At 66.1% G+C, this 25,187-nt stretch carries 21 protein-coding genes and 4 pseudogenes; 8 read left to right on the top strand and 17 right to left on the bottom strand.

The window, feature by feature from the left end; translation table 11 throughout:
* Positions 1 to 1,483: 1,483 nt before the first annotated feature.
* From DA06_RS08065 to DA06_RS08015, 11 genes and pseudogenes are all read right to left on the bottom strand, one after another.
* Positions 1,484 to 2,176, bottom strand: a complete 693-nt coding sequence (locus DA06_RS08065; RefSeq protein WP_418607929.1) for a glycosyltransferase family 4 protein — start codon at positions 2,174 to 2,176, stop codon at positions 1,484 to 1,486.
* Positions 2,177 to 2,678: 502 nt separating this feature from the next.
* Positions 2,679 to 3,563, bottom strand: coding sequence for a glycosyltransferase family 2 protein (locus DA06_RS08060; protein ID WP_418606148.1), 885 nt, complete (start codon positions 3,561 to 3,563; stop codon positions 2,679 to 2,681).
* Between the two features lie 123 nt (positions 3,564 to 3,686).
* Positions 3,687 to 3,887 (bottom strand): hypothetical protein, encoded by a 201-nt coding sequence (locus DA06_RS08055; protein ID WP_418607927.1) that lies wholly within the window; start codon positions 3,885 to 3,887, stop codon positions 3,687 to 3,689.
* Between the two features lie 31 nt (positions 3,888 to 3,918).
* Positions 3,919 to 4,600 (bottom strand): annotated as a pseudogene (locus DA06_RS08050) (UDP-N-acetyl glucosamine 2-epimerase).
* A 165-nt stretch (positions 4,601 to 4,765) separates the two neighbouring features.
* Entirely contained in the window at positions 4,766 to 5,599 is an 834-nt protein-coding gene (locus DA06_RS08045) for an NAD-dependent epimerase/dehydratase family protein (protein WP_418607925.1), read from the bottom strand.
* 256 nt (positions 5,600 to 5,855) lie between these two features.
* Complete coding sequence (locus DA06_RS08040) at positions 5,856 to 6,881, bottom strand: polysaccharide biosynthesis protein (protein ID WP_043498928.1); 1,026 nt, start codon at positions 6,879 to 6,881, stop codon at positions 5,856 to 5,858.
* A complete protein-coding gene (locus tag DA06_RS08035) occupies positions 6,878 to 7,858 on the bottom strand; it encodes an NAD-dependent epimerase/dehydratase family protein (RefSeq protein ID WP_418607362.1) in 981 nt (326 codons plus the stop codon). Before DA06_RS08035 ends, DA06_RS08040 begins: the two co-directional genes overlap by 4 nt.
* Entirely contained in the window at positions 7,855 to 9,102 is a 1,248-nt protein-coding gene (locus DA06_RS08030) for a glycosyltransferase family 4 protein (protein WP_418607360.1), read from the bottom strand. The genes DA06_RS08035 and DA06_RS08030 overlap by 4 nt, the downstream gene beginning before the upstream one ends.
* Positions 9,099 to 10,100: an MraY family glycosyltransferase gene (locus DA06_RS08025; protein WP_418607923.1), complete on the bottom strand. Its 1,002-nt coding sequence runs from the start codon at positions 10,098 to 10,100 to the stop codon at positions 9,099 to 9,101. The genes DA06_RS08030 and DA06_RS08025 overlap by 4 nt, the downstream gene beginning before the upstream one ends.
* Before the next feature lie 5 nt (positions 10,101 to 10,105).
* A complete protein-coding gene (locus tag DA06_RS08020) occupies positions 10,106 to 10,783 on the bottom strand; it encodes a polysaccharide biosynthesis protein (RefSeq protein ID WP_418607358.1) in 678 nt (225 codons plus the stop codon).
* Complete coding sequence (locus tag DA06_RS08015; protein ID WP_418607356.1) at positions 10,707 to 11,888, bottom strand: polysaccharide biosynthesis protein; 1,182 nt, start codon at positions 11,886 to 11,888, stop codon at positions 10,707 to 10,709. Before DA06_RS08015 ends, DA06_RS08020 begins: the two co-directional genes overlap by 77 nt.
* 176 nt (positions 11,889 to 12,064) lie before the next feature.
* Here DA06_RS08015 and DA06_RS08010 point away from each other — a divergent pair.
* From DA06_RS08010 to DA06_RS07990, 5 genes and pseudogenes are all read left to right on the top strand, one after another.
* A pseudogene (locus tag DA06_RS08010) lies at positions 12,065 to 12,334 on the top strand (dTDP-4-dehydrorhamnose 3,5-epimerase family protein); the annotation flags it as partial.
* Between the two features lie 25 nt (positions 12,335 to 12,359).
* Positions 12,360 to 12,653: pseudogene (locus DA06_RS08005) on the top strand (dTDP-4-dehydrorhamnose 3,5-epimerase family protein); the annotation flags it as partial.
* 139 nt (positions 12,654 to 12,792) lie between these two features.
* Positions 12,793 to 14,538, top strand: coding sequence for a DUF4012 domain-containing protein (locus DA06_RS08000; RefSeq protein WP_418607354.1), 1,746 nt, complete (start codon positions 12,793 to 12,795; stop codon positions 14,536 to 14,538).
* A gap of 57 nt (positions 14,539 to 14,595) precedes the next feature.
* On the top strand, positions 14,596 to 15,168 hold the full coding sequence (locus tag DA06_RS07995; protein ID WP_418607352.1) for an LAETG motif-containing sortase-dependent surface protein: 573 nt from the start codon (positions 14,596 to 14,598) through the stop codon (positions 15,166 to 15,168).
* 94 nt (positions 15,169 to 15,262) lie between these two features.
* A complete protein-coding gene (locus DA06_RS07990; protein WP_418607350.1) occupies positions 15,263 to 15,772 on the top strand; it encodes a CAP domain-containing protein in 510 nt (169 codons plus the stop codon).
* 17 nt (positions 15,773 to 15,789) lie between these two features.
* Here the strand turns inward: DA06_RS07990 and DA06_RS07985 are convergent, their stop codons facing one another.
* The 4 genes from DA06_RS07985 to DA06_RS07970 all read right to left on the bottom strand — a co-directional run bounded on the left by DA06_RS07985 (position 15,790) and on the right by DA06_RS07970 (position 19,519).
* Positions 15,790 to 16,488, bottom strand: coding sequence for a tyrosine-protein kinase family protein (locus DA06_RS07985; RefSeq protein WP_418607348.1), 699 nt, complete (start codon positions 16,486 to 16,488; stop codon positions 15,790 to 15,792).
* Positions 16,388 to 17,917, bottom strand: coding sequence for an ABC transporter permease (locus DA06_RS07980; protein WP_418607346.1), 1,530 nt, complete (start codon positions 17,915 to 17,917; stop codon positions 16,388 to 16,390). Before DA06_RS07980 ends, DA06_RS07985 begins: the two co-directional genes overlap by 101 nt.
* A gap of 26 nt (positions 17,918 to 17,943) precedes the next feature.
* Positions 17,944 to 18,723 carry an ABC transporter ATP-binding protein gene (locus DA06_RS07975; protein ID WP_043498913.1) on the bottom strand — a complete coding sequence of 260 codons (780 nt, stop codon included), beginning with the start codon at positions 18,721 to 18,723 and terminating at the stop codon, positions 17,944 to 17,946.
* Positions 18,724 to 19,036: 313 nt separating this feature from the next.
* Positions 19,037 to 19,519 carry a hypothetical protein gene (locus tag DA06_RS07970; RefSeq protein ID WP_418607345.1) on the bottom strand — a complete coding sequence of 161 codons (483 nt, stop codon included), beginning with the start codon at positions 19,517 to 19,519 and terminating at the stop codon, positions 19,037 to 19,039.
* Between DA06_RS07970 and DA06_RS07965 the strand changes: the two are divergent.
* Both DA06_RS07965 and DA06_RS07960 read left to right on the top strand, forming a co-directional pair.
* Positions 19,424 to 20,254, top strand: a pseudogene (locus DA06_RS07965) (phosphodiester glycosidase family protein); the annotation flags it as partial. The gene DA06_RS07970 and the pseudogene DA06_RS07965 overlap by 96 nt on opposite strands.
* Positions 20,255 to 21,113: 859 nt before the next feature.
* Entirely contained in the window at positions 21,114 to 22,637 is a 1,524-nt protein-coding gene (locus DA06_RS07960) for a metallophosphoesterase family protein (RefSeq protein WP_418607343.1), read from the top strand.
* 255 nt (positions 22,638 to 22,892) lie between these two features.
* Here DA06_RS07960 and DA06_RS07955 read toward each other — a convergent pair whose 3' ends face one another.
* On the bottom strand, positions 22,893 to 23,351 hold the full coding sequence (locus DA06_RS07955) for a PTS sugar transporter subunit IIA (RefSeq protein ID WP_043498909.1): 459 nt from the start codon (positions 23,349 to 23,351) through the stop codon (positions 22,893 to 22,895).
* On the bottom strand, positions 23,348 to 23,578 hold the full coding sequence (locus tag DA06_RS07950) for a glucose PTS transporter subunit EIIB (RefSeq protein WP_043498907.1): 231 nt from the start codon (positions 23,576 to 23,578) through the stop codon (positions 23,348 to 23,350). The genes DA06_RS07955 and DA06_RS07950 overlap by 4 nt, the downstream gene beginning before the upstream one ends.
* Before the next feature lie 306 nt (positions 23,579 to 23,884).
* Here DA06_RS07950 and DA06_RS07945 point away from each other — a divergent pair, with 306 nt between their 5' ends.
* Positions 23,885 to 25,135 carry a PTS transporter subunit EIIC gene (locus DA06_RS07945; protein WP_418607342.1) on the top strand — a complete coding sequence of 417 codons (1,251 nt, stop codon included), beginning with the start codon at positions 23,885 to 23,887 and terminating at the stop codon, positions 25,133 to 25,135.
* The last annotated feature ends 52 nt before the right edge of the window (positions 25,136 to 25,187 follow it).

The raw sequence follows: 25,187 nt of genomic DNA, 5'->3' as shown, positions 1-25,187 counted from the left end.
GCAGGCACGTGCGCAGGTGTCAGATCCCGCTGACAACGTCAGCGTAGAGGTCGCATATTCCTCGTGAAGATTACCGAGGGGACGCGCATCGGCGCCATAACTGATGTCGGTGTGATGTTCACACCGCCGGGTCGTGTTTATCTACCCCGCTGGCCCTGGTTAGAACGGACGTCGAAAGACTCACCCGCAATTTGCGGGCTGAGTTGGCCCCCTAGGGGTTTTCTCCAGCAACGTTAGTACGCCGCCAACGTTGCCGGCTCGCTCGAGTGCTACAGCGATCAAAGTCGCGATTTCTGAGCGCGAAAGAGTTGCGAAGCTGTTAGGCCGTACGAAAGAGCCAATAGCTCGCCAACAAGTGGGGACATCGCTAGTAGGAGTGTTTCCCCTGTCAGGTACGACAATCCCAGAAATATCGCGGTACCGAGCGCGGAAACAAGGGCGATATAGGCGGCGCGCGAACTGCGTGATGTGGCCATCAATCGATACTGGAGCAGGCGGACCAGTATCGAGACAGGTACCGACGCCATGAATAGAGCCCACCAGCTGCGGATCTCGGGGTCTTGAGGCAGGTTGAGTACCGCAAAAAATTTCGTCGGTCAGCAGGAAGCCCAGTAGCCCGAGTAGTAACGAACACCAGGCTACAAGTCTCTCCAAAGAGTTCGTCCACGTACCGTTCGAGCGGGTAGTCGAGCGAGTGGCCATCACAGTATAAAAGTGTCGCTGTTAGCACGGAGACGACGCTTTTCTGAGCGCTGAGCAGAGCCGAAAATGCACCTGCTTGGACTGGGCTTATGGCGAGCGGGGCAACCAGAAATGGCGATCGGGCACCAATGACGTCGAGAATAGCGGTGGACATGTACCCGCCCTGGTATGCGGTTCGTATGTCGCTTCTGAAGGTCGATCCTTCCGTCCTCGAGCGGGTACGGGTGGCGCGTGCGGAGACAGCGAGAGCTGCAAAATAGAGCACTCCGCAAACGAGCATGGCCCAGCTGAATTGGCCGTTGACGATGATGGTGAAGAGGCCCGCCGAGCGCGAAACTAATGTCGCGCGTGCAATGCTGACCGTGGCAAGTTGCTTCTGCAGTCGGGCTGACTCAAGCTCAGCAAGATTGTTGAAAGCAACCGTCAACCCGCCGAGGATTACGGGCAACGCAGCAATCCCGGAGAGAGCGGCGTAGAGAACGCCGCCTGCAACGCCCGCCACTATCAGAGCAGGCGCGATCAGACGCCACCTTATACGAAGGACAGCCGCCTCGACGCTGCGGTCTCCGTTGACATACACCAGGGTAGTGCCCCCCCCCGAGGAGGACCGCTGTAAGAGCACCGACGCTTGCCCCAGCTGAGTAACCCGCAATGTCTGCCAGTTGGCCCTTGCTCGTCGCGAGTATGAGGATCGCAAGCGTCAGGACTGCACTCACCGCCGTGGTACCTGATGATAGCGATGCGCGTGCAAGCCGCCGTAGATCCCGCGTGCGTTCCGACTTCATAGATTTACTCGAGTCAATTGCAATGAATGAAGTATGGTGTCAAGGGATTCGCCGAAGTCGAGACCCTTCCTGCCAGTGACGTGCGCTCTGCGCTGTAGTTCGAGCCTGGAAGAGGCTGGAGCTGAACTAAATTTGTCTATCTGCTTGGCGCACGCTCTTGGGCGAGTTCGGTCGATAAGAATAACACCGCCAGCCTCTCCGGCGGACGACCAGGGCGTCGAGTCCGTCACGAAGACGGGCCTTCCGAGTGCTAAGCATTCCGCGATGGCGTGCCCAAAATTCTCTCCATGCGTCGGGGAGACCAAGGCATCGTGTGAACGAATGAGGTCTGGCAATTCCGAACTGGACGCATGTCCTAACCACGTGACGGATACGTGGGCGGGTAAGAGTTCAGCCAATTGTTTCACATCGCGCAAGTAGGCACCGTCCTCGGCGTTGCCCGCGACAGTTAAGTGAGCCGGAGATGTGACGTGCCGCAAAATCTCTATGGTCTCCCGAAGGCCCTTTAAGGGAGTTAGTCGTCCGAGGAAGAGGAAACGGGTCGGCACAGTAGGCTGCCGATAGACGAGTGGCTCTCCCGCGTAGACCGATTGTTCCGGTGATAGCCGCACACGTGCCTTTGGAAAAACCCGTCGGATGTCCGCGCGTTCACCTTCACCGCTAGCTATCCAGATAATCCGCGAGTCCATGCCGGAAATCTTCATGAAGAGGTCTACAAAAACGCTTAAATCCCGCGCGCCCCGAATCGTGGTGGTCCGATGCGAGACTGCCCCGCGGAGAGACCAAGAGACGCAAGTGGCGTTTGTACAACCACGCCCAAACCAACGGTGTGATCGCAAAGGCGGGATCGTAAACTGATTGAATCCAGAGTACGTCTGCGTCCGTCACCGATTTCGCGAGCATAGCGAAGGCGCGTAACTGGTTAAGGTAGCCTGGACGGACGTAGGTTATTGTCGCGCCGTCCATCTCGGTAGTTCCGACATAGGGTGGAAGGAACGGGGCACTGTCCCCTAGGTCGCGATCAAGAGCAATGACATGCTTGCTCGGCCATTCCGAGTTCAGGATTCTCGTCCTGAGACTTCTCGGTGGACCACCGGCCTTGGTGGCCGGATAATAATACCCCGCCATAATATATATTGTTGACAAGTGTGACCCCTTCACGATTTGGGAGGAGCGGGTAAGTGGTGACGCCTACCGACGGAGTCCTAAAGCCTCGGGCTGCGCTTGCGATTCCCTCGCCATTTCTTGGATGATGATCTGGAACCACGCGTGAAGGAAGCAGAAAAGCAGACCCTGGCGTCCGTCGAGGAAGCCACGCCGAAGCACGTACATGTATAGAAACTGAACCAGCGGTCGAGCAGGCATCCAGCGCGAGACGTAAGCCTTCAGGAAGAATGTGAAGTGAGAAGTTCCTGGAGTACGGACCGGGCGGGCGTCTTGCTGGCGGCGCCGCACTTCTAAAGCGGCATAGTCGACATGCTTCTTGAGCCAGCGTCCGAGCCCCTTAAGGTCTTCATCAACAATATCATTGTTTAGGATTCCAACTTCTCCCGAAACCGCGGGGTGCTCGCTGAAACTCTGGCTACCAAAAGTCGCGTGGTGTCGTAATAGGAGTCTTGTCATTCGCACGCTGGGATACCAGCCGCAATGCCGTATCCAACGCCCTCGAAAAACGAGCCGAAACCTCTGGGCGAATGCCATCTCCTGAGGGTCCTGGGCAAGTACTGAAGCGATTTCATTAGCGAGGTCCGTCGACACCCATTCGTCTGCATCGACAAAATAGATCCAGTCGTTACGCACGCCGGGGTGACGCAATGCGTAGTCACGTTGACCGCCATACCCGCGCCAATGTGTGATGTCTACTTCAGCCCCCTTCGCGCGTGAGATGAGCACGGTGTCGTCTTCGGAACCGCTGTCAACAACGAGGATTTGGTTGGCCCAGCGCACCGTGTCGATGCAGCGAGCGATATTGGCCTCCTCGTTCAGTGTTAAAATGACCACCGTAACTGGGACGCTGGCGACTGGAGGGCAATTGCTTTCATTTTCAGCGTACGGACGGGGCAGTGCGCGTGCCATCACTGATCCTTTCCTACGAGAGCTGTGCATCCGAATTCCGGCGAATGCCTTTAACTTCAGTCTGTAGGTTCAAGTCGGATGCCGGCCCTCGCGTGGTGATTCGCCGCTGTCGACCGGATCACGTTAACCACTCGTCTCGAAGAATCGGAGATCGCGTACTCGAACGGGGGGCTTAGTGGCTCCATCAGTTGCATGCTGCGCTATCGTGATGCGTACGGCATCCACAACGTCGCCCGAGTCCAAACCAGTCGAAATGATGCCGCCTGAGTCGAGCGCCTCGGGCCGCTCTATAGCGTCGCGTATGGTTACAGCGGGAAAGCCCAGGATGGTCGATTCCTCGGATATAGTCCCTGAGTCAGAGAGAACGCAACGAGCGTTTTTTCTGTAGACTGACGTAATCGTGAAAACCTAACGGCGGATGCAGCGTGACGTTAGGATCAACTGGGATGCCGTACTCTTCGATTCGCTTGCGTGTCCGCGGATGGGTGGAGAGAAGGACAGGCACACCCTGATCGAGCGCCACTGCCGCTAGGGCATTAAGTAGACGGCCTAACCTGTCCCGCATGTCGACGTTCTCTTCACGGTGCGCGCTCGCAACGAGATACGCGCCGTGCGAGAGCTTGAGATCGTTCAGTATTGTGCTTTTGGCGATTTCGTCGGCGTAGTGGTCTAGCACTTCCCTCATCGGGGGATCCCATGAGGAAGATGCGGGATGGATGAAGTCCCTCGCTAAGCAGGTTCCGTCGGGAGTGTTCGGTGTAAACCAGGTTGTAATCAGAGACATGGTCTACGAAATGACGATTGATCTCTTCTGGGACATTTGGATCAAACGACCGATTGCCCGCTTCGAGGTGGTACACGGGTATTTTCATGCGCCGTGCCATGAGTGCCGACGTGCAACTGTTGGTATCGCCGAGAACCACCATTGCGTCAGGGCGTTCTTCAAGGAGCACCCGCTCTGTGCCCCGCAATACGTCTGCCAGCACCGTGCCGAGTGATCGAGTGTCAGCGCTGAGGAAGTGGTCGGGTCGGCGCACCGATAGGTCGTTGAAAAAAAATTTCGTTCAGTTCGAAATCATAATTCTGACCTGTGTGCACCAGGACGTGCTCGGTCGTCTCTTCGAGTCGTGCGATGATGCGAGACAATCGAATAATCTCTGGTCGTGTCCCAACTACGGTCAGGACCTTCAATCGTCCACCCATCATACTTCCTCTCGGTACGTGTCAGGGTCTGTAGGGTCGAAGAGTTCGTTCGTCCAGAAAATTGTGGCGAGTTCTGACGACCCTGTGTTGGTAATGTTGTGAGCCCAGAGCGTGGGCATGTCGATGATGCACGGTTCGTCGCCATCGACGTCGAACGTAATGGTCTCGTCGGTGAGGACGCGTCTCAGTGAGATGCGGGCCTGACCGCCGACGACGACAAAGCGTTCGATCTTCCGGAGGTGGAAGTGCTGACCACGTGTCACTCCTGGTCTGGTGCTGGAAAAGAAGGTCTGGCCTTCGCTTCCGTGGGCCCTGACCGTTTCGACTAGGCTGCCTCGGGAATCCACGTGACGATGAAGGGGCACCGGGGGATAGGTCTGAAACATGGCCGCACGTAGGGTATTGAATAGTCGTACTTCAAGATTGCTCGCCAATGCCGGTATGTCGCCGCTTCGATACTGTCCGAATTGGTATTTAAGTGTTCGGAGCACTTCGCCGACTGTCGTTGCGGTGCTAGTAGGCGCCAACTGTTCGGCGCCGAAAGAGGCCGTGAGTCCGTCGATCAGCGCTTGTGCGGCGTCCTGGGCATGTAGGAGGGTGATGGGTTTATCCTGGACAGTCGGGGATTGTTCCGAGATTACCCGATGCACGAACGTCGCGACGAAGGAGTTGTAGTCAGATCGCCCGTGCTCGCCGAATAAATTCGGCAGAATGACGTCCAAAAATGAGGCTCCGACGGAATGTGCGGTGTCGCGTAAGAGATCGGCCGCCTTCGCCTTTCCGCGTCCGTAGGGGGAGTCGTTTAAGGACTGTGTGGAGTTGGCATAGACAATCGTGCGAAGTGATTCGGAATGGCGGATGGCGTCTGCAAGGTCTCGAGCAAGTTGGAGGTTACCGTTCTCGAGGTCATGGTCGGGCGCCTGTTGATTCCCGCAATATGGATGACAGCATCAGCGGAGCGGGCCAACTCCCGCAGGCGGGGCCACTGCGACCGCCCAACGGGGACTACTGCATGATCGGTTAGAGCCTTGAGGCGTGACCTGGTGTGCCAGCCCAGGAAGCCGTCGGCCCCGGTTACCAAGACCCGCATCAAGCGGCTCCCACCTTGAGAGCCTCGAATTCAGGCAGAGTTAGCAGAAGTTCTCTTGTCTGCTCGACGGTAAGGCGTTCGGCGTTCTCCGACGTGTAATCGTCCAGGCGTGCGGTCTTCGTGTCACCCTCGTCGAAGTAGAGCTCGTACTGCATGGACCGCGCATCGAGCGGGACGCGGAAGTACCCGCCCTGGTCCTCTGCGGTGACCATCTCTTCGCGGCTGAGAAGGGTTTCGTGCATCTTTTCGCCGTGCCGGACCCCGATTACCCGCACCTCTGGCTCGTCGTATCCCAGTAGCGAAGCTACAGCGAGGGCAAGTGTGTGAACCGTGCTAGCAGGAGCCTTTCGCACGAAAAGATCGCCAGGGGCGGCGTTCAGAAATGCGTGGTAGACGAGGTCCACAGATTGGTCTAGAGACATAAGGAAGCGGGTCATGTGGGGTTCGGTTAAGGTCAGGGGCTGTCCCGACTCCAGTTGTTTTACGAACATGGGAATAACTGAGCCTCGGGAGTACATCACGTTGCCGTACCGGGTGATGGAGACGGTCGTGCCCGAACCGGGATTGTTTCGAGCGAATGCCTGCGCGGTCTTCTCCATGAGGGCCTTCGACATCCCCATGGCGTTGACGGGATAGACAGCTTTGTCAGTGCTCAGGCAGACTACTGACCTCACGCCTAGCTTCGCGGCAGCGTCGATCACGTTGTAACTGCCTCGCACGTTCGTCTTCACGGCCTGTTCCGGAAAGAATTCACACGATGGCACTTGCTTCAGCGCCGCTGCGTGAAAGACGAAATCGGCGCCCACCAACGCGCGTTCGACGCTGTCGGCGTCGCGGACGTCGCCAAGGAAGTAGCGAACGCGATCGTCGTCGATAGCGCGGCGCATCGAGTCTTGCTTCGCTTCGTCTCGACTGAACACGTGGACCTTGCCTACGTCCTTGCGCAGTAAGTCCCGCACCATCGTGGAGCCGAACGAGCCCGTACCGCCCGTGATGGCCACTGTTGCGCCCTGTACGGAAGTCATCCGTTCTTGCTCCTTCTCGTTGTTTCTGCTGATCTACTGCTACTGCGTAGTACAAAGTCGCCGAGTTCTGTCCAGGCTTCTCGGCCCGCCGGCGGTGACCATCCAGAGTCCGTCAACCAACTGCGTGCTTGCCGCTGGCCGAACCACAGCATTTCGATCCGGCGAGCATTCGCTGCCACGGAAGGGAGCATGCGACCGAGGAGTTCGAGCCCGCGAACGGAGAGGCGAGCAATCGGGCGCGGGAGCTCCACAGGCCTGCGCCGGCCGAGCAGTTCCAGAACGTCGGCCGTGGTCAGCCCTTCCCACGGATGAATCACGACCGATGGAGGTACCTGCGCTGTCGTTGCTAGGTATGCCACGGCTTCCGCGACGTTCGCGATGTGCGCCTGGGGGCTCGGAGCGGATCCAGGGCGCGCGACCGTGCCCACGGGCGACGCTGCGATCCGAGCTGTCAGCTTCGTGACCCTGCGGTCGGGTCCGTGAACGCTCGGCGGGCGGTAGACAACGGTGGCTCCGTCGCCGAAACGCACCGCGAGTTCCTCGCCAAGCGCCTTGGAGCGCGCGTAGTCAGAGAACGTGTCATATCGGTCAGTCTCGTCGAGGACAGGGCGCCTTCCCTGAACGACAGCACTGCTGATATGCACGAACCTGGCTACGCCAGCGGACACCACGGCAGACGCAACCAAGCCCGGAAGAGCAGCGTTGGCGGCGACGAGGGCCGGAAGGTCGCGGGACGATGCGTCCGGATTGCCAGCCGCATTCACGACGGCACGAGCGCCGCGGAACTGCTCCGCAAGCCTCTCGACCACCTGCGACTCAGACACCACGCAGTCCGCTGCAGCGTCGAGCGTTGTACCAGGCAATCGAGGCGCACTGAGGCGTAACACCTTCATCCCTAGTCGCTCAAGCGCAAGGCAGGTAGCTGAGCCGACGAACCCTGATGCACCAAGGACGACGACGCGTTCGGGATTGCTCATGCTGTACTCCTAGCTGCACGCTCGAGGAGGTCGCTGAGGCGATCGGCAGCAACTTCCTCGCTGTATCGCTCGAGGTAGTGTGCCCTGCCGGCAGCACCGAGCGACTGCCGCTCGATGGGCGCGAGGTTGCTGAGGTTCACAATCGCCTCAGCCATCTCTACGGCGGACCCCGGCGTGACGACGACACCAGCAGCTGAACCGCGGATGACCTCCGCGGCGTCTCCGGTCACCGCTCCGAGGACCGGCCTGCCCGCGGCCAAGGTGGCCTGCAGTTTGCTTGGCAACGTCGTTCGGAACAGGGGAAGGTCTTGCAGGCTGACGAGCTGGATGTCGCCAAGGGCGAGTACTGCGGCCATTCGATCGAACGGCTGCTGCCCGACGAAGACGACGTTTTCAAGGCCGCGGTCTTCGACCACTTTCCGAAGTCGGGCCTCTTCGACGCCGCCACCGATCAGCGCAAAGCCGATGTCTGACCGGTCTCGAAGAATCGTCGCGGCGTCGATGAGCGTGTCGAGCGCTTGGAACTCTCCGAAGTTGCCCGCGTACATGACTGTGAGGGATCTTGAGATCCCGAGTCTTCTCGCCAGCTCGACATCGCGTTCGACGGGTCGGAAGGCTCGTTCGTCGGCCCAGTTCGGGACGAAGGCGATCTTCTTCTCGTCGACGCCTCTGCGGGCGACCAGTTCCGCCATGCCCGGGGAAGTCACCGCGACAGTGTGCGCGTGGCGGTAGACGGTGTCGCAGTAGCGGTGAAGGGTGCGCTCGACCCAGCCGGCCCGTGACTCGTCGAGAAACCCGCTCGAGACGACCGTCTGCGGCCAAAGATCTTGGATGTGGACGACGAAGGGCTTGCGTCTCAGCGCCTTCAGCGCGAGCGCGGGAAGCGCAGCGGTGGCGGGGGTCGAGTGTACAAGCACCGAGTCAACGTCGCGCAGGGCAGCAGTGGCCACCGCGGAAGCTGCCACAGCGAAACTCAGATAGTTGGTGGCCCGCTTGATCGGGTTGGAATCGTGGCTCGGGTAGAGGGGCGCCCGATGCACCGTGACATTTTGGATGTTTTCACGTCTGTATGGCCTGACCGAGTAGCCGGAGTAGACGGAACCGGTTGGATAATTCGGAACCCCCGTGACGACGTCGACCTTATGACCGCGCTGGTGCAGACTCCTCGAGATGATTCCCGGCAGGGCGGCGGACCCACGTTCGGGGTCGTACCACTGACTCACCATTCCGACGTGTGTTTTCATGCTCCTACTCCCACATGGCGTCGAGACTCAGAGTCGGTCCGGTCCGAGTCCCCGGTGGCGAGGCGCTTCATGAATCGAGGAGCCAGTATGTAAATACCACCCGCAATCAGCGTCACGCAGGCCGCGATCCACATAACGCCGGTGCTCCAGCCGAGCACTATCGCGAGGGACACGAGGACCGAGTGGAGGGAGACGGCCACGTGCGGAAGCCTCGATTCGCGGACAAGGCGCTGGTAGATGTGCTCGCGATGGGCCTCCATCAAAGGAGCACCACGAATCGCGCGACGCACAAGGGTGATGATCACGTCGATGCCATAGATCGTCAGCGGCGCGACCACGAGGGCAGGTGAGACCTCGGCGCGCGCGCCAAGCATGAGTCCAGTAGCGGCGAGTGCACCGAAGAGGTAGCTGCCGACGTCGCCCAGAAAGATCCTCGCCCGCGGCGCGTTATAAGGCAGAAAGCCGAGGGCTGCGCCAGCCGTCAGGGCTCCGAGAACGCCCAACGCCTCCGCGCCGTAGAGCACGCCCGCGAGAGCCGTCGTGCAGCCCCAGGTGAACAGCGTCAGAGCTGTGATGCCGTTGATGCCGTCCATGAAGTTGACGACGTTGACCACTAGAGGCATGAGAACCGCACCGACAAAGCACCACAGTGTGCCGCCGAGAGCGGCACCGACGACCGCACCGACGATGACCTGAAGTCCTAGTCGGGGCACCGCAGGCAGATGAAACTTGTCGTCGAGTAGCCCGACGACTGCGAGTGCTGCCGCTGCCGTCACGGCGGAGGCAGGCACGGTTACGCCGATTAAGGCCGCGACGACGCATGCGCCAACGACACCTGCGGCGCACGCGATCCCGCCGCCGCGAGGCACGGGTGTGTTGTGCGACGAACGGTGGTTCGGCACATCGAGGACGCCTCGTCCGAGCATCACCCGTCGTACGAGTGGAACGGCAGCGCAGGTGACTATCAGAGCGGCGACACCGACGACGAGAAGGTCCATCGCGCTCACGCCCGCTCCCGCGTGACGTACGACAGCACACCCGTGCCGAAAGCGGGCCCTTGCTCGTGGAGGTCCTTGAGCGACTCGGGAGAGACGGGCGGAACAGTCACGTGCGAGATGAGCGGGTGGAAGGGGCGGGCGCCCCCCTCGTCCACACTGAACAGCTCTTCATGCATCTTCTCGTTGGGCCGGAGACCTGTGAAGACGATCTCGATGTCCTTGCCGGAGTGGGTGATGAGTCGCTTGGCGACATCCAGGATCTTGACGGGTTCCCCCATGTCGAGCACGAGGACTTCAGCGTCTCGCCCAATGGCGGCGGCCTGAATCACCAGTTCGGAGGCCTCCGGGATGGTCATGAAGTAACGTGTGATCTCGGGGTGAGTGACCGTGATCGGCCCGCCCATGTCGATCTGCTGGCGGAAGGTGTGCAGCATCGAGCCGCGGGAGCCGAGGACGTTTCCGAAGCGCACGGAGAGGTATGTGCCGTCAGCGTTCCTGCCGTGCCAGGCGGTCAGCTCTTCTGCAAGCCGCTTTGTCTTGCCGAGGACGCTCGTGGGATTCGCTGCCTTGTCCGTCGAGATGTTGACGAACTGCCGGACGCCGAACTCAGCCGCAAGCTCGAGGACGTTCAGCGTGCCGAGCACGTTCGTCTTCCAGCCCTCCTCCGGGTACTGCTCGAGCATGGGGGAGGTGCTTGAGCGCAGCGGCGTGGAAGACAACCTCGGGCCGGTGGCGCTCGAAGATCGGCCGCAGGGCGTTTCGGTCCCGGATATCCGCGAGCACCATGTCAGGCGTGTCGAGGAGGCCCTTGCCGTAGATCGACAGCTGCACCCCGTGCAGGGCGGACTCGTCGCGGTCGAGCAGGATGAGCTCAGACGGTCCGAACTTGTGCACCTGGCGTGCCAGCTCCGAGCCGATCGAACCGCCGGCGCCCGTGACCAGCACGCGCTTGCCCGTCAGATAGTCCGCGATCGACTCGATGTCAGTCTCGACCTGCCGACGACCAAGAATATCTGCGATGTCGAGCTCACGGACGTCGCTGAGCCGGATCCTGCCGCCGAGGATCTGCGCCACCGGCGGCAGCAGGAGGAACCGCATGCCGCCCTGCTCGACGAGGTCGGCGATCTCTCGCACCGTTGCCGTGCTTGCCGACGAAATGGCGAGGATGACCGTCGTGACGTCGTGCTCGTGCGCGACCTTGACCAACTTCTTGCGACCACCGAGCACGGGCACCCCGAGGAGGGTGAGGTTCCGCTTCCTCTTGTCGTCGTCGATGAGGCCGACGACACGGTAGGGCGACGACGAGTCGACCTTGATGAGGCGCAGCAGCTGGTAGCCGGCGTCGCCGGCCCCGTAGATCAGTGCGTTCTCGGCGTCGCTTGATTCCTGACGAGAGCGGACGTTCCATGCTCGGTACAGCCACCGTCCGGCGGCCATGAACAGCAGCGCCATCGGCGGCACCAGGAGGGCAAGACCGCGCGGGAAGGCTTCGAAGCCGCGGACGACGAGCATTCCGAGCCCCAGGAGGACCGCCACCCACAACGTGGACGCCGCGAGGCCGATGGCCTCGTCGAAGGCGCCCACACGGTAACGACCTCTGTACAACTTGAGGGCGGTGCCGCTGACGACCTGCAGGGCGCAAGCGATCGCGGCGTACAGGAAGATCGACGTCCACTGCGGGTCTGTGAGGTAGAACTCGTAACGGGTGCCCACGATCAGGGCTGTCGCGACGAGCCAGCTCGCGCAGTCCCACAGGATCATGACCAGCCGCCGTGTTGCGGTATGCATGGGCACGGCATGCACAGGCACTATGTCTCCCCCCGGGTCGCTTGTGGCGGTGAGCCGCGCGTCGCGCACGCGTCCGTTCCAGACAACATGGTATCGAAACCAAGGAGTAACACGCCGGGCTGACCGGGTGTCGACCCGGTCACTAGTTGGCGGCCTCGTAGGCCCGGAATGGGGGAATGGTGAACTTCAACGAACTGCGGGTAGCAGGAAGTTGGGAGGGTGTCCCGTCCGTCCGGAGTGACTCACGCGGTAGCTTCTTCGAGATCGGGCTGCTCGGTGAGAGGTTCCCCGCGCCGGAGTTCGGTGTCACGCAGCTCCACGGCCTCGTCTCCAGAGCGGGAGTCCTGCGAGGCTTCCACTTCTCCGACGGAGAGGCCGGGCAGAGCAAGTACGTCACGTGCGTCAGAGGTCGCGTGTGGGACGTGGTGCTGGACGTCCGGTCGGGCTCCCCCCACGTTCGGCCGCTGGGACGCCGTCATGCTGGACGACCAGCGGAGCCGGACCGTGTTCGTGCCGCCCGGCGTCGCTCACGCTCTCGTGTCGTTGCAGGACGACTCGACCCTCCTGTTCGCGTGCTCGCGCCCGTCCGGGTCGGTGGAGGAGACCGCACTCGACGCTCTCGACCCGGCACTAGCAGTTCCATGGCCGACGCACGACAGTGCAGGCCTTCCTCTGAGGATCGTCCGGTCACCTCGCGACACCGGGGCGGCGAAGCTCGCCGATCTCGCGCAGGCGGGGCATCTGCCGCATTACGCGACTCCGTGACGGTACAAAAGCCGAGCATGGCCGTACGCATAGGATCGTGGCTCATGACGGAGAACGGACGCTCGTGACCCACCGTCCCTCCCACGCTTCGCCACGTGGCCGTGCGCGACGGGCGCGGAGACAGCGGCTCCACGGCTGGGTGTACGCACTGGTCGGAACTCTTGGTGGTGCCGCGCTCGCCGCGATGCTTCTCGCGCTGGTCGCACTGTGGGATGCGCGAACGGCCTACGTGGAACTGCGTGCCGCCGCTGACAACGTCAGCACGCTCCAGGACCAGGTGCTGGCAGGTGAGCGTGAGGCGGCCGCGTCCACCGCGGCAGGCTTGCGCGGGAACACGGCTGCGGCGCGCGAAGCTCTGAGCGGCCCCCACTGGGAACTCGCCGGGAAGCTCCCGATGATCGGCGACGATGTTCGCGCAGTCCGGACAGTCAGCGTGGTCGTGGACGATCTGTCCACTGAGGCGCTTGGCCGGCTTGTCACCGCGGCGGACGTTCTTTCCCCCGCGAGGCTCACTCCGGTCGACGGACGGATTGATCTTGAGCCGTTCCGCGAGGCGGCGCCCGACGTAGTGGCCGCTGACGAGGCTGTGCGTTCGGCGAGAAGCACGCTCCGAACGGTGGAGACGGCCGGACTGATCGAGCAGCTGCGCGCTCCGGTCCGCCAGTTCGCCGACCAGGTGGACAGCATCGCGGCACTGACTGCGACGGCATCGCGAGCAGTGCGGCTGATTCCGCCGATGATGGGTGCCGAGGGGCCGAGAGACTACGTCCTGCTGGTGCAGAACAACTCGGAGCCACGAGCGACCGGGGGGCTGCCCGGCACCTACGTCCTACTCACCGCAGACCACGGCACAGTCAGCATGGTCGACCAACGGACGGCCGCCTCCATGGGAGGTTTTCCTGAGCCGATCCTCGAGCTTTCGCGAGCCGAACGAGGGCTCTACGGAACGCAGCTGGGTCGATACCCCGGGAACGTCACCTCCACTCCCGACTTTCCTCGGACCGCCCAGCTGGCGCGCGAGGCCTGGCGTCGAGAGACGAGTAACGAGGTCGACGGTGTGCTCTCTGTTGACCCTGTGGCACTCGGGATTCTCCTCGGTGCGACAGGGCCGGTGACGCTACCGACCGGGCATGAGCTGACCGCCGACAACGCGGCGCAGTTGTTGCTGAACCAGGTGTACCTGGAGGTCGGCGACGCGCAGGCGCAGGACGCGTTCTTCGCCGCGGCCGCCGAGCAGATCTTCGGTGCGTTCCTGTCAGGTCCCGTCGACCCGCCTGCCCTGATGGGCGCCCTGGACACGGCGGCGGACCAGGGCCGGCTCATGCTGTGGTCTGCCGTTCCCGAGGAGCAAGCGCTGATCAATGGCACCACCCTGAGCGGCGAGCTCCGCGGGGAGGTGGGTGATTCTCCGCTAGTGGGGATCTATGTACACGACCGTAGCGGCGCCAAGATCGCCTATTACGAGCACGTCGACGCCCAGGTGACGTCCAAGGACGTTCGTCTGGACGGTTCCCAGCGTCTCTCGGTGACTGTCACCGTCTCTTCGCGTGTCCCCGAAGGAGTGGAGACCATGCCGCCTCTTCTGACAGGCGGCGGCAACTTCGTGCCGGTGGGATCCATCCGATCCGACATCCACGTATACGCGCCGGCCGGCGGAAGAATCGTCAGCGCCTCGGCTGATGACCCCAGCGCCGCCTACGTGCCGCTCTTCCATGACGGGCTGATGGTGGGCACCCACGAGGTCGTACTCGAGCCCGGCCAGGTGACCACACTTCGCTTCGAGATAGAGACAGGTCCGAACCATCCCGGAGCGCCACTGGCGCGGATAACGCCAGGGCCGTCCATCGGCCAGTTTTCGGCCTCGACTTCCGTATATGGAGGTTGATTGATAACGTTTCGGACGACAGCAGTACTGCACTGACTTACCTGGGGGAACTCCACCATGAACCGACGTGTGCTTAGCACCGCCGCGGCCGCTGCGGCCCTCGTCCTCGCGCCGACGGCTGCGTTGGCGTACCCGGGCGGCCCGGAGGACGACGACTACGACGTCGTCGTCGGGCCTCCCGCATCTGTTGCGCAGGGCGTGCCGTTCGACATCACTCTCGAGGGTCCCAACGAGAACGCGCTGTTCGGCCTGCGGATCGCCTCGGCGAACGTGCCGAACTCCGCCATCGAGATCGCCGGTGAGCAGTACCTGGAGAAGTCCACCACCGCCGGTGCTGCCACCTTCGCGGTGACGCTCAACGAGGATGCCGTCTACGAGGTGACGGGCACAAACGCGGCTGGCGACGTCGTGCTCGAGGCTGATGTCGTCGTCGGCGAGGGCGACCCGGCCCCGGCACCGACTGACGACCCCACCGACGGCACGGTGCCTGGTGGTGATGACGGCGACGCCGCTGCCGATGGGCAACTTCCCGACACTGGTAGCTCCAGCACTCCGCTGGTGATTGGCGCTGCAGCCCTTCTGGCCGCCGGTGCGGGCGTTCTCGTCTTCGCGCGCCGCCAGCAGGCTTAGGACAACACGCGGCACATGTGCCGCACTGACGAGGCCCCCCGCGAGAGACTCTCGCGGGGGCCTTGTTCCATGTTCCACGATGGGAAGGGCAGCGGTGAAGCTCGTCCACCAGGGATCGGTCGTACTGGCGGTACTCCTCTTCGGGACCTGTGCGTGCGCTCCCAGCGCGGATCGGCCGGTAACGCCGCCTGAAGCGTCAGACACCGTGTCGGAGGCGTCGGAGGGGATATCCGCGCCGGCTACCTACGCCGAGGAACTGGTAGAGCTGACGAATGAGGCCCGCGGCACTGAGGGGCTGGAGCCACTCAAGATCTCCGAGTGCGCAGAGTCGGCAGCCCTCGGGCGTGCTGAAGCCCTGGTGGACCGTGAACTGGAGCACGCGCCGCTCAAACCAGTGCTCGTGGCGTGCGAAGCAGACTCCGCCGCGGAGAACCTCGTCGACAGCGACGCCCCGGCCCACGACGTTGTTGACGCGTGGATGTCGTCACCCGGCCACCGCAACAACATTGTCGACGCCCGGTGGTCCCACCTAGGAGTCTCCTGCGTTCAGCACAGCGCCGAGTTGCTGTGCTCGCAGATTTTTCTGGCGCCCTCCAGGGACTGACTGGCTCGGCTGTGGCCTTACGGCCTGCGGCTGTGGGCCGCCAGCGGCTTGCCCGGCCAGGTCGCGCCGCGCGAGCCGGTGGCCATGCGGCGCGTGGCGGGCTGCGACGCCTGTGCGGTGCCGTCGACCGCGGAGTACGACTCGTACGTGTACTCGTAGCCGTCGCGCCCTTTCTGCTCCACCTTGTTGAGCACGATGCCGAGCACCCGCGCGTCGACGTTCTCGAGATTGTCGAGCGATTCTCGTAGCTGCGCCTTGTGGATCCGGTCGGCGCCCGCGACGACCAGCGCGCCGCCGGCCAGCTTGCTCAGGACCGCCGCGTCGGTGACAGGCAGCAGCGGCGGGCTGTCGATGAGGACCATGTCGTAGGACTGGGTGAGCGTGCCGAGCAGCGTCGCCATTGCCCGGGATCCGAGGAGTTCGCTCGGGTTGGGCGGGATCTGCCCGGACGGCAGGACATCGAGGGAGGTGTCGCGCCAGGGCTGGACCACGTCGGCAACCTCGGCGCGGCCGATGAGCACCGTCGTCAGGCCGACACGGCCCTCGAGGCCCATGTAGTCGGCGATCGACGGCCTTCGGAGGTCCGCGTCGACGAGGACGACCCGCGCGCCGGAGTCAGCGAGCGCGACGGCCAGGTTGATCGCCGTCGTCGACTTGCCCTCGCCCGGCACGGAGGAGGTGACGACGATCGAGCCGGGCCGGTCGGCCAGATCCACGAACTGGAGATTGGTGCGCAGCCGGCGAACGGCCTCGGCGCGCTGGCCGGTCGGGTCGTCGTACATGAACACGGGATGCTCGATCCCCGAGGGATCGAAGCCCACGGTCCCGATGACGGAGCTGTCCGTCACGGCGTTGATGTCCTTCTCGTTGCGGACCTTGGTGTCGAGCATCTCGCGGAGAATGGCTACGCCGACGCCGAGCATGAGACCCAGGACAAGGCCGAGCGCGAGGTTGCGGGTGACGTTGGGGGACGAGGGCGAGTCGGGGGGCGGCGGCCGGGGTCGTGACGGTGGCACCTTCGCGGCGCGGCGGGCCGGCCGGTACGCGGCGGCGAGGGTGACGAGGACGCCGATCACGTAGGAGGCGACGACCGTCTCGCTCCACCACCAGGCCGCCGTCGAGGGTCAGGCCGAAGGTGCCGAAGGCGGCCCGCAGGCCGGCGGCGATGCCGAGCCCGGCGAACAGCCCGACGGTGGACCCGACGAGGCCGAGCACGAGCGCCTCGGCGAGGACCACGCGGGTCACCTGTCCGCGGCCCGCGCCCAGCGCCCGCAGCAGGGCCAGCTCCCGGGTGCGCTGCGCCACGAGTATCGCGAACGTGTTGAGGATGATGAAGCTGCCCACGAACAGGGCGACACCGGCGAAGACCATGAGGAAGATGTTGATGAAGCTCAGCTGCCCCTCGAGAAGTTCCTTCTGCGCGTCCACCTCCTCCGTGCGGGTGGTGACGTCGTAGCCCGCGCCGAGGGCCTCCTCGATCCGCTCGGCCAGGACGGCGTCGTCCACGCCGTCGGCGGCCTCGACGGACAGCCCGTGCACCGTGCCGGGCCGGGCGAGCAGCTCCTGCGCGGTGGTGTGCTCGAAGGCGGTCAGGGACGCGCCGGCGAGCCCGCCGCTCTCGCCGAAGCGGAGGACGCCGACGACGGTCGCCTCGACGCGCGGGCCGGGGGTGAGGACGTCGACGCGGTCCCCGACGCCGTAGCCGGTCTTCTCGGCGGTCGTCTCGTCGAGCACCACCTCGTCGTCGGCCCGGGGTGCCCGGCCCTCGGCGAGGGTCATGCCGAGCATCTCGTCGTCGTCCCAGCCGACCCCCACGCCGGGAGCCCCGCCGGTGGCGACGACCTTGCCGTCCGGGCCGACGACGTAGACGCCCTCGGACTGGACGTAACCGGCGACGGCGGCGACGCCGTCGACGGTCTCGGCCTCGGCGACGAGCGACTCCGGCAGCAGGACGGTGGACGCCATGCCGGGGCCCTGGCTGTCGAAGGCGCTGGCCGCGGTCACGTTGACGTCTGCGGTGGTGCTCTCGAAGAGGGCGGTGAAGGTCCGGCTCAGGGTGTCGGTGAAGACGAGGGTGCCGGCGACGAACGCGACGCCGAGCACGACGGCCAGCCCGGACAGGGCGAGGCGCAGCTTGTGCGCCATCAGGCTTCGCAGGGCGAGTCGTCGCATCACGCACCGCCGGCCGGGTCGAAGGCCTTCATGCGCTCGAGGACGCGGTCGGCGGTCGGGTCTGCTATGCGGTCGACGAGCCGGCCGTCGGCGAGGAACAGCACCTGGTCGGCGTAGGAGGCGGCGACGGGGTCGTGCGTGACCATCACGATGGTCTGGCCGAGCTCGCGCACCGAGGTGCGCAGGAAGGCGAGGACGTCGGCGCCCGAGCGGCTGTCGAGGTTCCCGGTGGGCTCGTCCGCGAAGATGATCTCGGGCCGGCTCGCCAGCGCCCGTGCGCACGCCACGCGCTGCTGCTGCCCGCCGGAGAGCTGGGTGGGCCGGTGGGAGAGCCGCTGCTGCAGCCCGACGGCGGCGACGACGGCGTCCAGCCACTCCATGTCCGCCCGCCGGCCGGCCAGGTCCATCGGCAGCGTGATGTTCTCCAGCGCCGTGAGCGTGGGGATGAGGTTGAAGGCCTGGAAGATGAAGCCGACCTTGTCGCGGCGCAGGTCGGTCAGCTGCCTGTCCTTCAGCGTCGTCAGGTCGACGCCGCCGATCCAGGCCGTGCCGCCGGTGGCCTCGTCGAGCCCGGCCATGCAGTGCATGAGCGTGGACTTGCCGGACCCGGAGGGGCCCATGATCGCGGTGAAGACACCGCGCGGGAACGTGACGTCGACGCCGTCGAGGGCGACGACCCTGGTCTCACCGTCGCCGTAGACCTTCGTGAGGCCGGCGGCACGGGCGGCCGCGGTGGCCGAGTCGGGCGGTAGCTGCTGCGGAGCGGTGCTCCGCCGCAGCGCTGGGGTGGTGGACGTGGTCAACGGTCCGTCTCCTTCGTGTGCGTCTGTCAGCGCTCGTCGCTGCTGGGAAGGACGCTAGGGACGACGGCGCCCGGGGAGATCCCGCGGAAGGACGGACCTGACGCGGAACTTCCGGACGATGGGCGGGCCCGGCCTCGTCCCCGCGAAGGAGGAGCGCGTCGGCCGGACGGTCGGGTCACGAGAGTCGTCCAGGCGCCTCTCGTCGGGCGGACCGCGCTCGGCGGGCCGTGGCAGCAACCGGCCGTGACCACAAACGCACACCGGCCGTTCACCGACGGGCCACCTGGCGTCAGTACGGTCGGGAGCCGTCACCGGACGACGACGTCCGGGTACGCCACTGCCGAGAACGACCACCGGGGGAACCGTGCACCTGCCAGCCCGAAGACTGACCGCCGCCCTCGCGGGCGCCGGTCTCTGCCTCACCACCGTCGGCGCGCTGCCGGCGCTGGCCTCCACCGAGCCCGCCGGGCCCACCGACGCCGAGACCCTCGCGGAGCTCGGCACCGTCGGTGACACGGGCGGGTTCGACCTCGACGCCGACGGCTCGGTGCTCCACGAGGTGTCCACCAAGGCCGTCGCGCCGGGGCTGGACCTGACCAGCTTCCAGCGCCTGGAGGAGAAGGGCTGGACGTCCGGCAACATCCTCAGGGCCGACCTCACCGAGCCGACGCTGAGCATGAAGGTCCTCGACTCCGGCGCCACCACCACGCCGGCCACCGTGCTGGACCAGGTCGAGGGCACCGGGGCGGTCGCCGCCGTCAACGGCAACCACTTCGACATGAACTACACGAACGCCCCGATCTTCACCACGGTCAGCGACGGGGAGGTCGTCAACGGCTACAGCCAGCCGTACCCGGCGTTCACCCTGAGCGACGGCGTCGCCGCCGTCGAGTACCTCTCAGCCTCCGGCACGCTCACCGCGGGCGGGGCCACCCACGAGCTCGCGGGACTCAACCGGGCCACGGTCCCGGCCGGCAGCATCGGCGTCTACAACGAGCGGTGGGGCAGCGCCTCGCTCGACCGGCCCGCCGGCCTGCCGGGGGAGACCGACGTCGCGACCGCCGTCGTCGTGGACGGGACCGTCACCGCCGTGGCCGATACCGCCGGGGTGCCCACCTTCCCCGCGGGCGGCCAGATCCTCCTCGGCCGCGGCGCCGGCGCCCAGGCGCTGCGTGCCCTCGAGGTCGGCCAGGCCGTCGCCGTCACGGTCGAGCCGAGCTCCGACGTCGACCTCGGCATCGGCGGCAACGTCCCGCTGGTCCTCGACGGGCAGCTCGCCGACTTCCCGGACGAGCCCGTCGCCGCCCGCACCGTCCTCGGGCTGACCGAGGACGGCTCGGAACTCATCGTCGCCACCGTCGACGGGCGCAGCGCCACCGCCCGCGGCATGACCCGCGTCGAGGTGGCCGAGCTGATGATCGATCTCGGCGCCCACAACGCCGTCAACATCGACGGCGGCGGCTCCACCACCATGGTGGCCCGCCCCGCCGGCGGCACCGGGCCCGAGCTGGTCAACGTCCCGTCCGACGGCTCGGAGCGCGTGGTCGCCAACTCCCTCGCGTTCTTCTCCTCCGCCGCCACCGAGCGGCTCACCGACGTCGCGGTGCGCCCCGCTCTCGACGGCGAGGACGCCCACCACGTCATCCCCGGGCTGCGCCGCACGATCGAGGGTGTCGGTCTCTCCGCCCAGCTGGCCGGCACCGACGCGCAGGGGAAGTTCACCGTCACGTCGCCGGGCTCCCTGCCGAACGGCGACGACGCCAACGCCGTCGTCGCCGAGCAGTCGAAGACCGGCGCCGTGCTCCGGGGCGTCACGCCCGGTCCGGCCACCGTCACCTACAAGGCGTCCGGCCTGACCGGCGCGGCCGACCTCACGGTGCTCGGACCGCTCGACCACGTCACCGCCTCCACGCAGCAGATCGCCATGGAGGGAGAGGGCGACACCGCCACCGTCCGCCTGACGGGCCACGACGCCGACGGGTTCTCCGCGCCCGTCGAGGTGGCCGACGTCGAGGCCTCCGTCGCCGACGGCTTCACCGTAGAACCGGCCGGCCTCGACGCCTTCACGGTCACGGCCACGACCGGCTCCGGCTCCGCCGTCGTCCAGCTCGAGGTGGCCGGCACCGTGGTGCAGGTGCCCGTCACCGTGGGCCTGACCACCAAGCCCGTCACCGACCTGGCCGACGGCGCCTCGTGGAGCTTCGCGCAGGCGCGCGCCACCGGCGCCCTCACCGTCGCCGAGGGCCCCGACGGGCAGCCCGCGCTGCGCCTGACCCACGACTTCACCACCTCGACGGCCACGCGAGGCTCCTACGCCGTCGCCCCGGCCCCGATCCCCCGTTCCGGGCCAGCCGCAGGCCATCACCATGCTCGTCGACGGCGACGCCACGGGCGCCTGGCCCCGGCTGCAGGTTCGCGACGGCGACGGCGTCGTCAAGCAGCTCGACGGCCCGATGGTCACCTGGGAGGGCTGGAAGGAGACCACGTTCACCGTCCCGGCGGGCACGCCGTTCCCGCTCACGCTCGAGCGCGTGCGGATCATGGAGACCCGTTCCACCGCCACCTACCGCGGCGACATCGCGTTCACGGACATCCGCGCCGTCGTCGCGCCGGACGTCGAGCGGCCGGTGGCGGCCCCGGTGCACGACCCGGTGATCGTCACCGACGGCACCGTGGACGACTTCGCCCAGCGCATCGCGGTCATGTCCGACGCCCAGTTCGTCGGGCGGGCGCCCGAGTCCGACGTCGTCGCCGCCGCGCGGCGGACGCTGCAGGAGATCGTCGCCGAGGACCCGGACCTGCTCGTCGTCAACGGCGATCTCGTGGACGAGGGGTCGCCGATCGACTTCGACCTCGCCAGGCGGGTGCTCGAGGAGGAGGTCGGCGACGCCGTGCCGTACCTCTACGTGCCCGGCAACCACGAGATCATGGGCGGGTCGGTCGCGGAGTTCGAGGCGGCGTTCGGGCCGGCGCAGAACGTGGTCGACCTCGACGGCACGAGGGTGATCACGCTCGACACGTCCGCCGGGTCGCTCCGGGCCGGCGGGCTGGACCAGATCCGGCTGCTGGAGGAGGCGCTCGCCGAGGCGGCGTCCGACCCGGCGGTGACCGGCGCGGTGGTGTTCTTCCACCACCCGACCGAGGACCCGCTGCCCGCGGACGCCTCGCAGATCTCCGACCGGCACGAGGCGGCGGCGGTCGACGCGCTGCTCGGCGACTTCCGCGCGTCGTCCGGCAAGTCGGTCGCGGCGGTCAACGCGCACGTCGGGGCGTTCCACGCGCGCAGCTTCGACGGCGTCTCGAACGTCGTCAACGGCAACTCGGGCAAGTCGCCGTCCTCGACGCCGGACGCCGGCGGGTTCACCGGCTGGACGCTGCTCGGCGTCGACCCGGGCGAGGGCGTGGTCGGGGACGACCCGGCGCCGGTCACCGACCGGCTGGAGTGGCTGCGCGCCGAGGTCCACGCGCGGGTCGACGCGCTGACCCTCGACGTCCCGGCCGAGCTGGCGCTCGGGGAGACCGCGGTCGTCACCGGGACGGTGACCCAGGACGGCGGCCGCCACGTCCCGGTCGCCTGGCCGATGAGCGCCGACTGGTCGGGGGAGAACGTCACCGTCGCCGACGCCTCCGCCGCCGGGCTGGAGGGCGAGGCGGACGTGCTCCGGCTCAACCCGGCCACCGGCGAGGTGACGGCCGTGGCACCCGGGACCGCCACCGTGCGGCTCACCGTCAACGGCGTGACGCAGGAGATCACCGTCACCGTGCCCGCCGTCGAGGCGCCCGCCTGCGAGCCGCCCGGTCACGCGCCGACGACGCCCAACCCGCGACGGCCTCGGCCGCCCCGGCGACGGGCGCCGGCGGGTAGGCCTCGACGTCGATGCACGCGATGACCTCGTGGGCGAGCGTCATCGGGTCCTCACCGGTCCACGGGCCCTCGACGGCGGCGAAGACCTCGGCCCCGCGCCGGCCGGCGAAGAGGTGGAGCATCTCGGTCGGCACGTCCCAGCCGCGGCGCGCGAAGTACGTGACGAACGCGGCGCGGTGCGTGGGCTCGGAGTTGACCAGGGTGCCGTCGAGGTCGAGGAGCAGCCCGGCGCCCGGCGAACGCAGCATCGCGTCCACGCGGCCCCGCAGGTCGGGGTTCGTCACGCCCAGCTGAACAGCTCGTCGCCGGCGGCGACCGTGTCCCCCGGCTGCACGGCGTCGGTGAGCGCCTCTGCGCTGCCCTCGAGCGCGATGACCGGGGTGACCGGGGAGCGCCCACCGGCCGCCACCTGCTCGGGGGACCAGGTGACGAGAAGCTGGCCGGCCTCCACCTTGTCCTTCTCCTGCGCGTGCAGGGTGAAGCCCTCGCCGCCGAGCTGGACGGTGTCCAGGCCGAGGTGCACGAGGACGCCGCGCCCGCCGTCGGCCACGAGCACGAACGCGTGCGGGTGGAGCTTCATGACGGTTCCCGCCACGGGTGCGCGGACCTCCGAGACCTCCGCGCCGGCGGGATCGACGGCGATGCCCGGCCCCACGATGGCCTCGGAGAAGACGGGGTCCGGCACGTCCTTGAGCGCCAGGACTCTCCCGGCGACGGGTGCGAGGACCCGCAGCGTCACCGTAGGTCCTCGATGTCCTCGGCGATCGTGTCGGCCTGCGGGCCGACGACGACCTGCACCGCCGCGCCCTGCTGGACCACACCGAAGGCGCCTGCGGCACGCAGCCCCGCCTCGTCGACCTTGGCCGGGTCCTCGACCTCCACGCGCAGCCGGGTGATGCACGCCTCGAGGTCGAGAATGTTCGCGTCCCCGCCCAGCGCCGCGAGAATCTGCTCCGCCTGGCTCATCTTCAGCTCCTGTCGTCACGAGTGATCCGTGACCCTGCCGGCGGCACTCCCCGCCGTGCGCCGTCGGGCGCCCGCACCGGGCCACTGCGGACCGGCATCCCGATCAGACCGCGCAGGCAAGGCACGTGTCAAGCGATCCCCAAGGCGCGGCGCGGTTCCTTGACACGCGGGTTCGCTGGCGATTCAGTGTGCCCGTCAGCCTGTCCGTATCGCACCGTGAGACGGTCAGCGCAGACTCGACCCGGAGCGTCCCGGTGCGCGCCGATGCGCACACCAGGTGGGCCGCTCCTGACAATTGGAGCAGCGATGACCACCACCGCGGCGGGTGCCTCCGCCACCACCAAGAAGAAGAGAAGCATCCCGGGCTTCGCGCAGGCGCAGCGCGTCGGCCGCTCCCTCATGCTGCCCATCGCCGTGCTGCCCGCCGCGGGTCTCCTGCTGCGCTTCGGCCAGCCGGACATGCTCGGTGAGCAGGGCGTGGCGAGCTGGCCGGGCATGGCCTGGATGCTCCCGGTCGCGAGCGTGCTCGCCGCAGCCGGCAACGCGGTGTTCGGCAACCTGCCGATCATCTTCGCGCTCGGCGTCGCCATCGGCTTCGCCCGCAAGTCCGACGGCTCGACGGCGCTCGCCGGCGTCGTCGGGTACCTGACCTTCTCCGCCGTGCTCGAGGCGCTGGCGCCGTACTTCGGCGCCGGGGCCGAGGGCGAGGAGACGATCAACTACGGCGTGCTCGGCGGCATCACGATCGGCATCATCGCGGCGTTGCTGTGGCAGCGGTTCTACCGCACGAAGCTGCCCCCGTACCTGGCGTTCTTCGGCGGCCGCCGCCTCGTGCCGATCATCACCGCGTTCGTCGCGGTGCTCGTCGCCGTGCTGTTCGCGCTGATCTACCCGGCGTTCAACTTCGTCATCGGCGGGTTCGGCGAGTGGGTGACCGACGAGGGCAACGTGGTCGTCGGCGGCTTCGTGTTCGGCACCGTCAACCGCCTGCTGATCCCCTTCGGCCTGCACCACCTGCTCAACAACCTGCCGTGGTTCCAGTTCGGCGAGTACACCAACCCGGACACCGGGCAGGTGGCCCAGGGCGACATCTTCCGCTTCTTCGCCGGCGACCCCACCGCCGGAACGTTCATGACGGGTTTCTTCCCCATCATGATGTTCGCCCTGCCGGCTGCGGCCCTGGCGATCTGGCGCCACGCCAAGCCGGAGCGTCGCAAGGTCACCGGCGGCATCATGATCTCTGTCGCCCTGACGTCCTTCCTCACGGGCATCACCGAGCCCCTGGAGTACGCCTTCGCCTACGTGGCGTTCCCGCTGTACGTCATCCACGCCGTGCTGACCGGTACGTCGCTGGCGCTCGTCAACGCCATCGGCATCAAGGACGGGTTCACGTTCTCGGCGGGCGCGATCGACTACCTGCTCAACTTCGGCATCGCGACCATGCCGCTCTGGATCATCCCGATCGGCCTCGGGTACGCGGTGATCTACTACCTGATCTTCAGCTTCGCGATCAAGAAGTGGAACCTGCGCACCCCCCGGCCGCGAGGAGGAGGGTGACGCCGGCGCCGGCGCGCCGTCCGTCTTCGACGAGGCCCAGGAGGCCGCCGCG

It is taken from the genome of Georgenia sp. SUBG003 (genome assembly GCF_000715355.2).
Lineage (GTDB): Bacteria > Actinomycetota > Actinomycetes > Actinomycetales > Actinomycetaceae > Georgenia.
The sequence above is the reverse complement of the archived record's forward strand: the minus strand, read 5'-3'. Positions and strand labels throughout refer to the sequence as shown.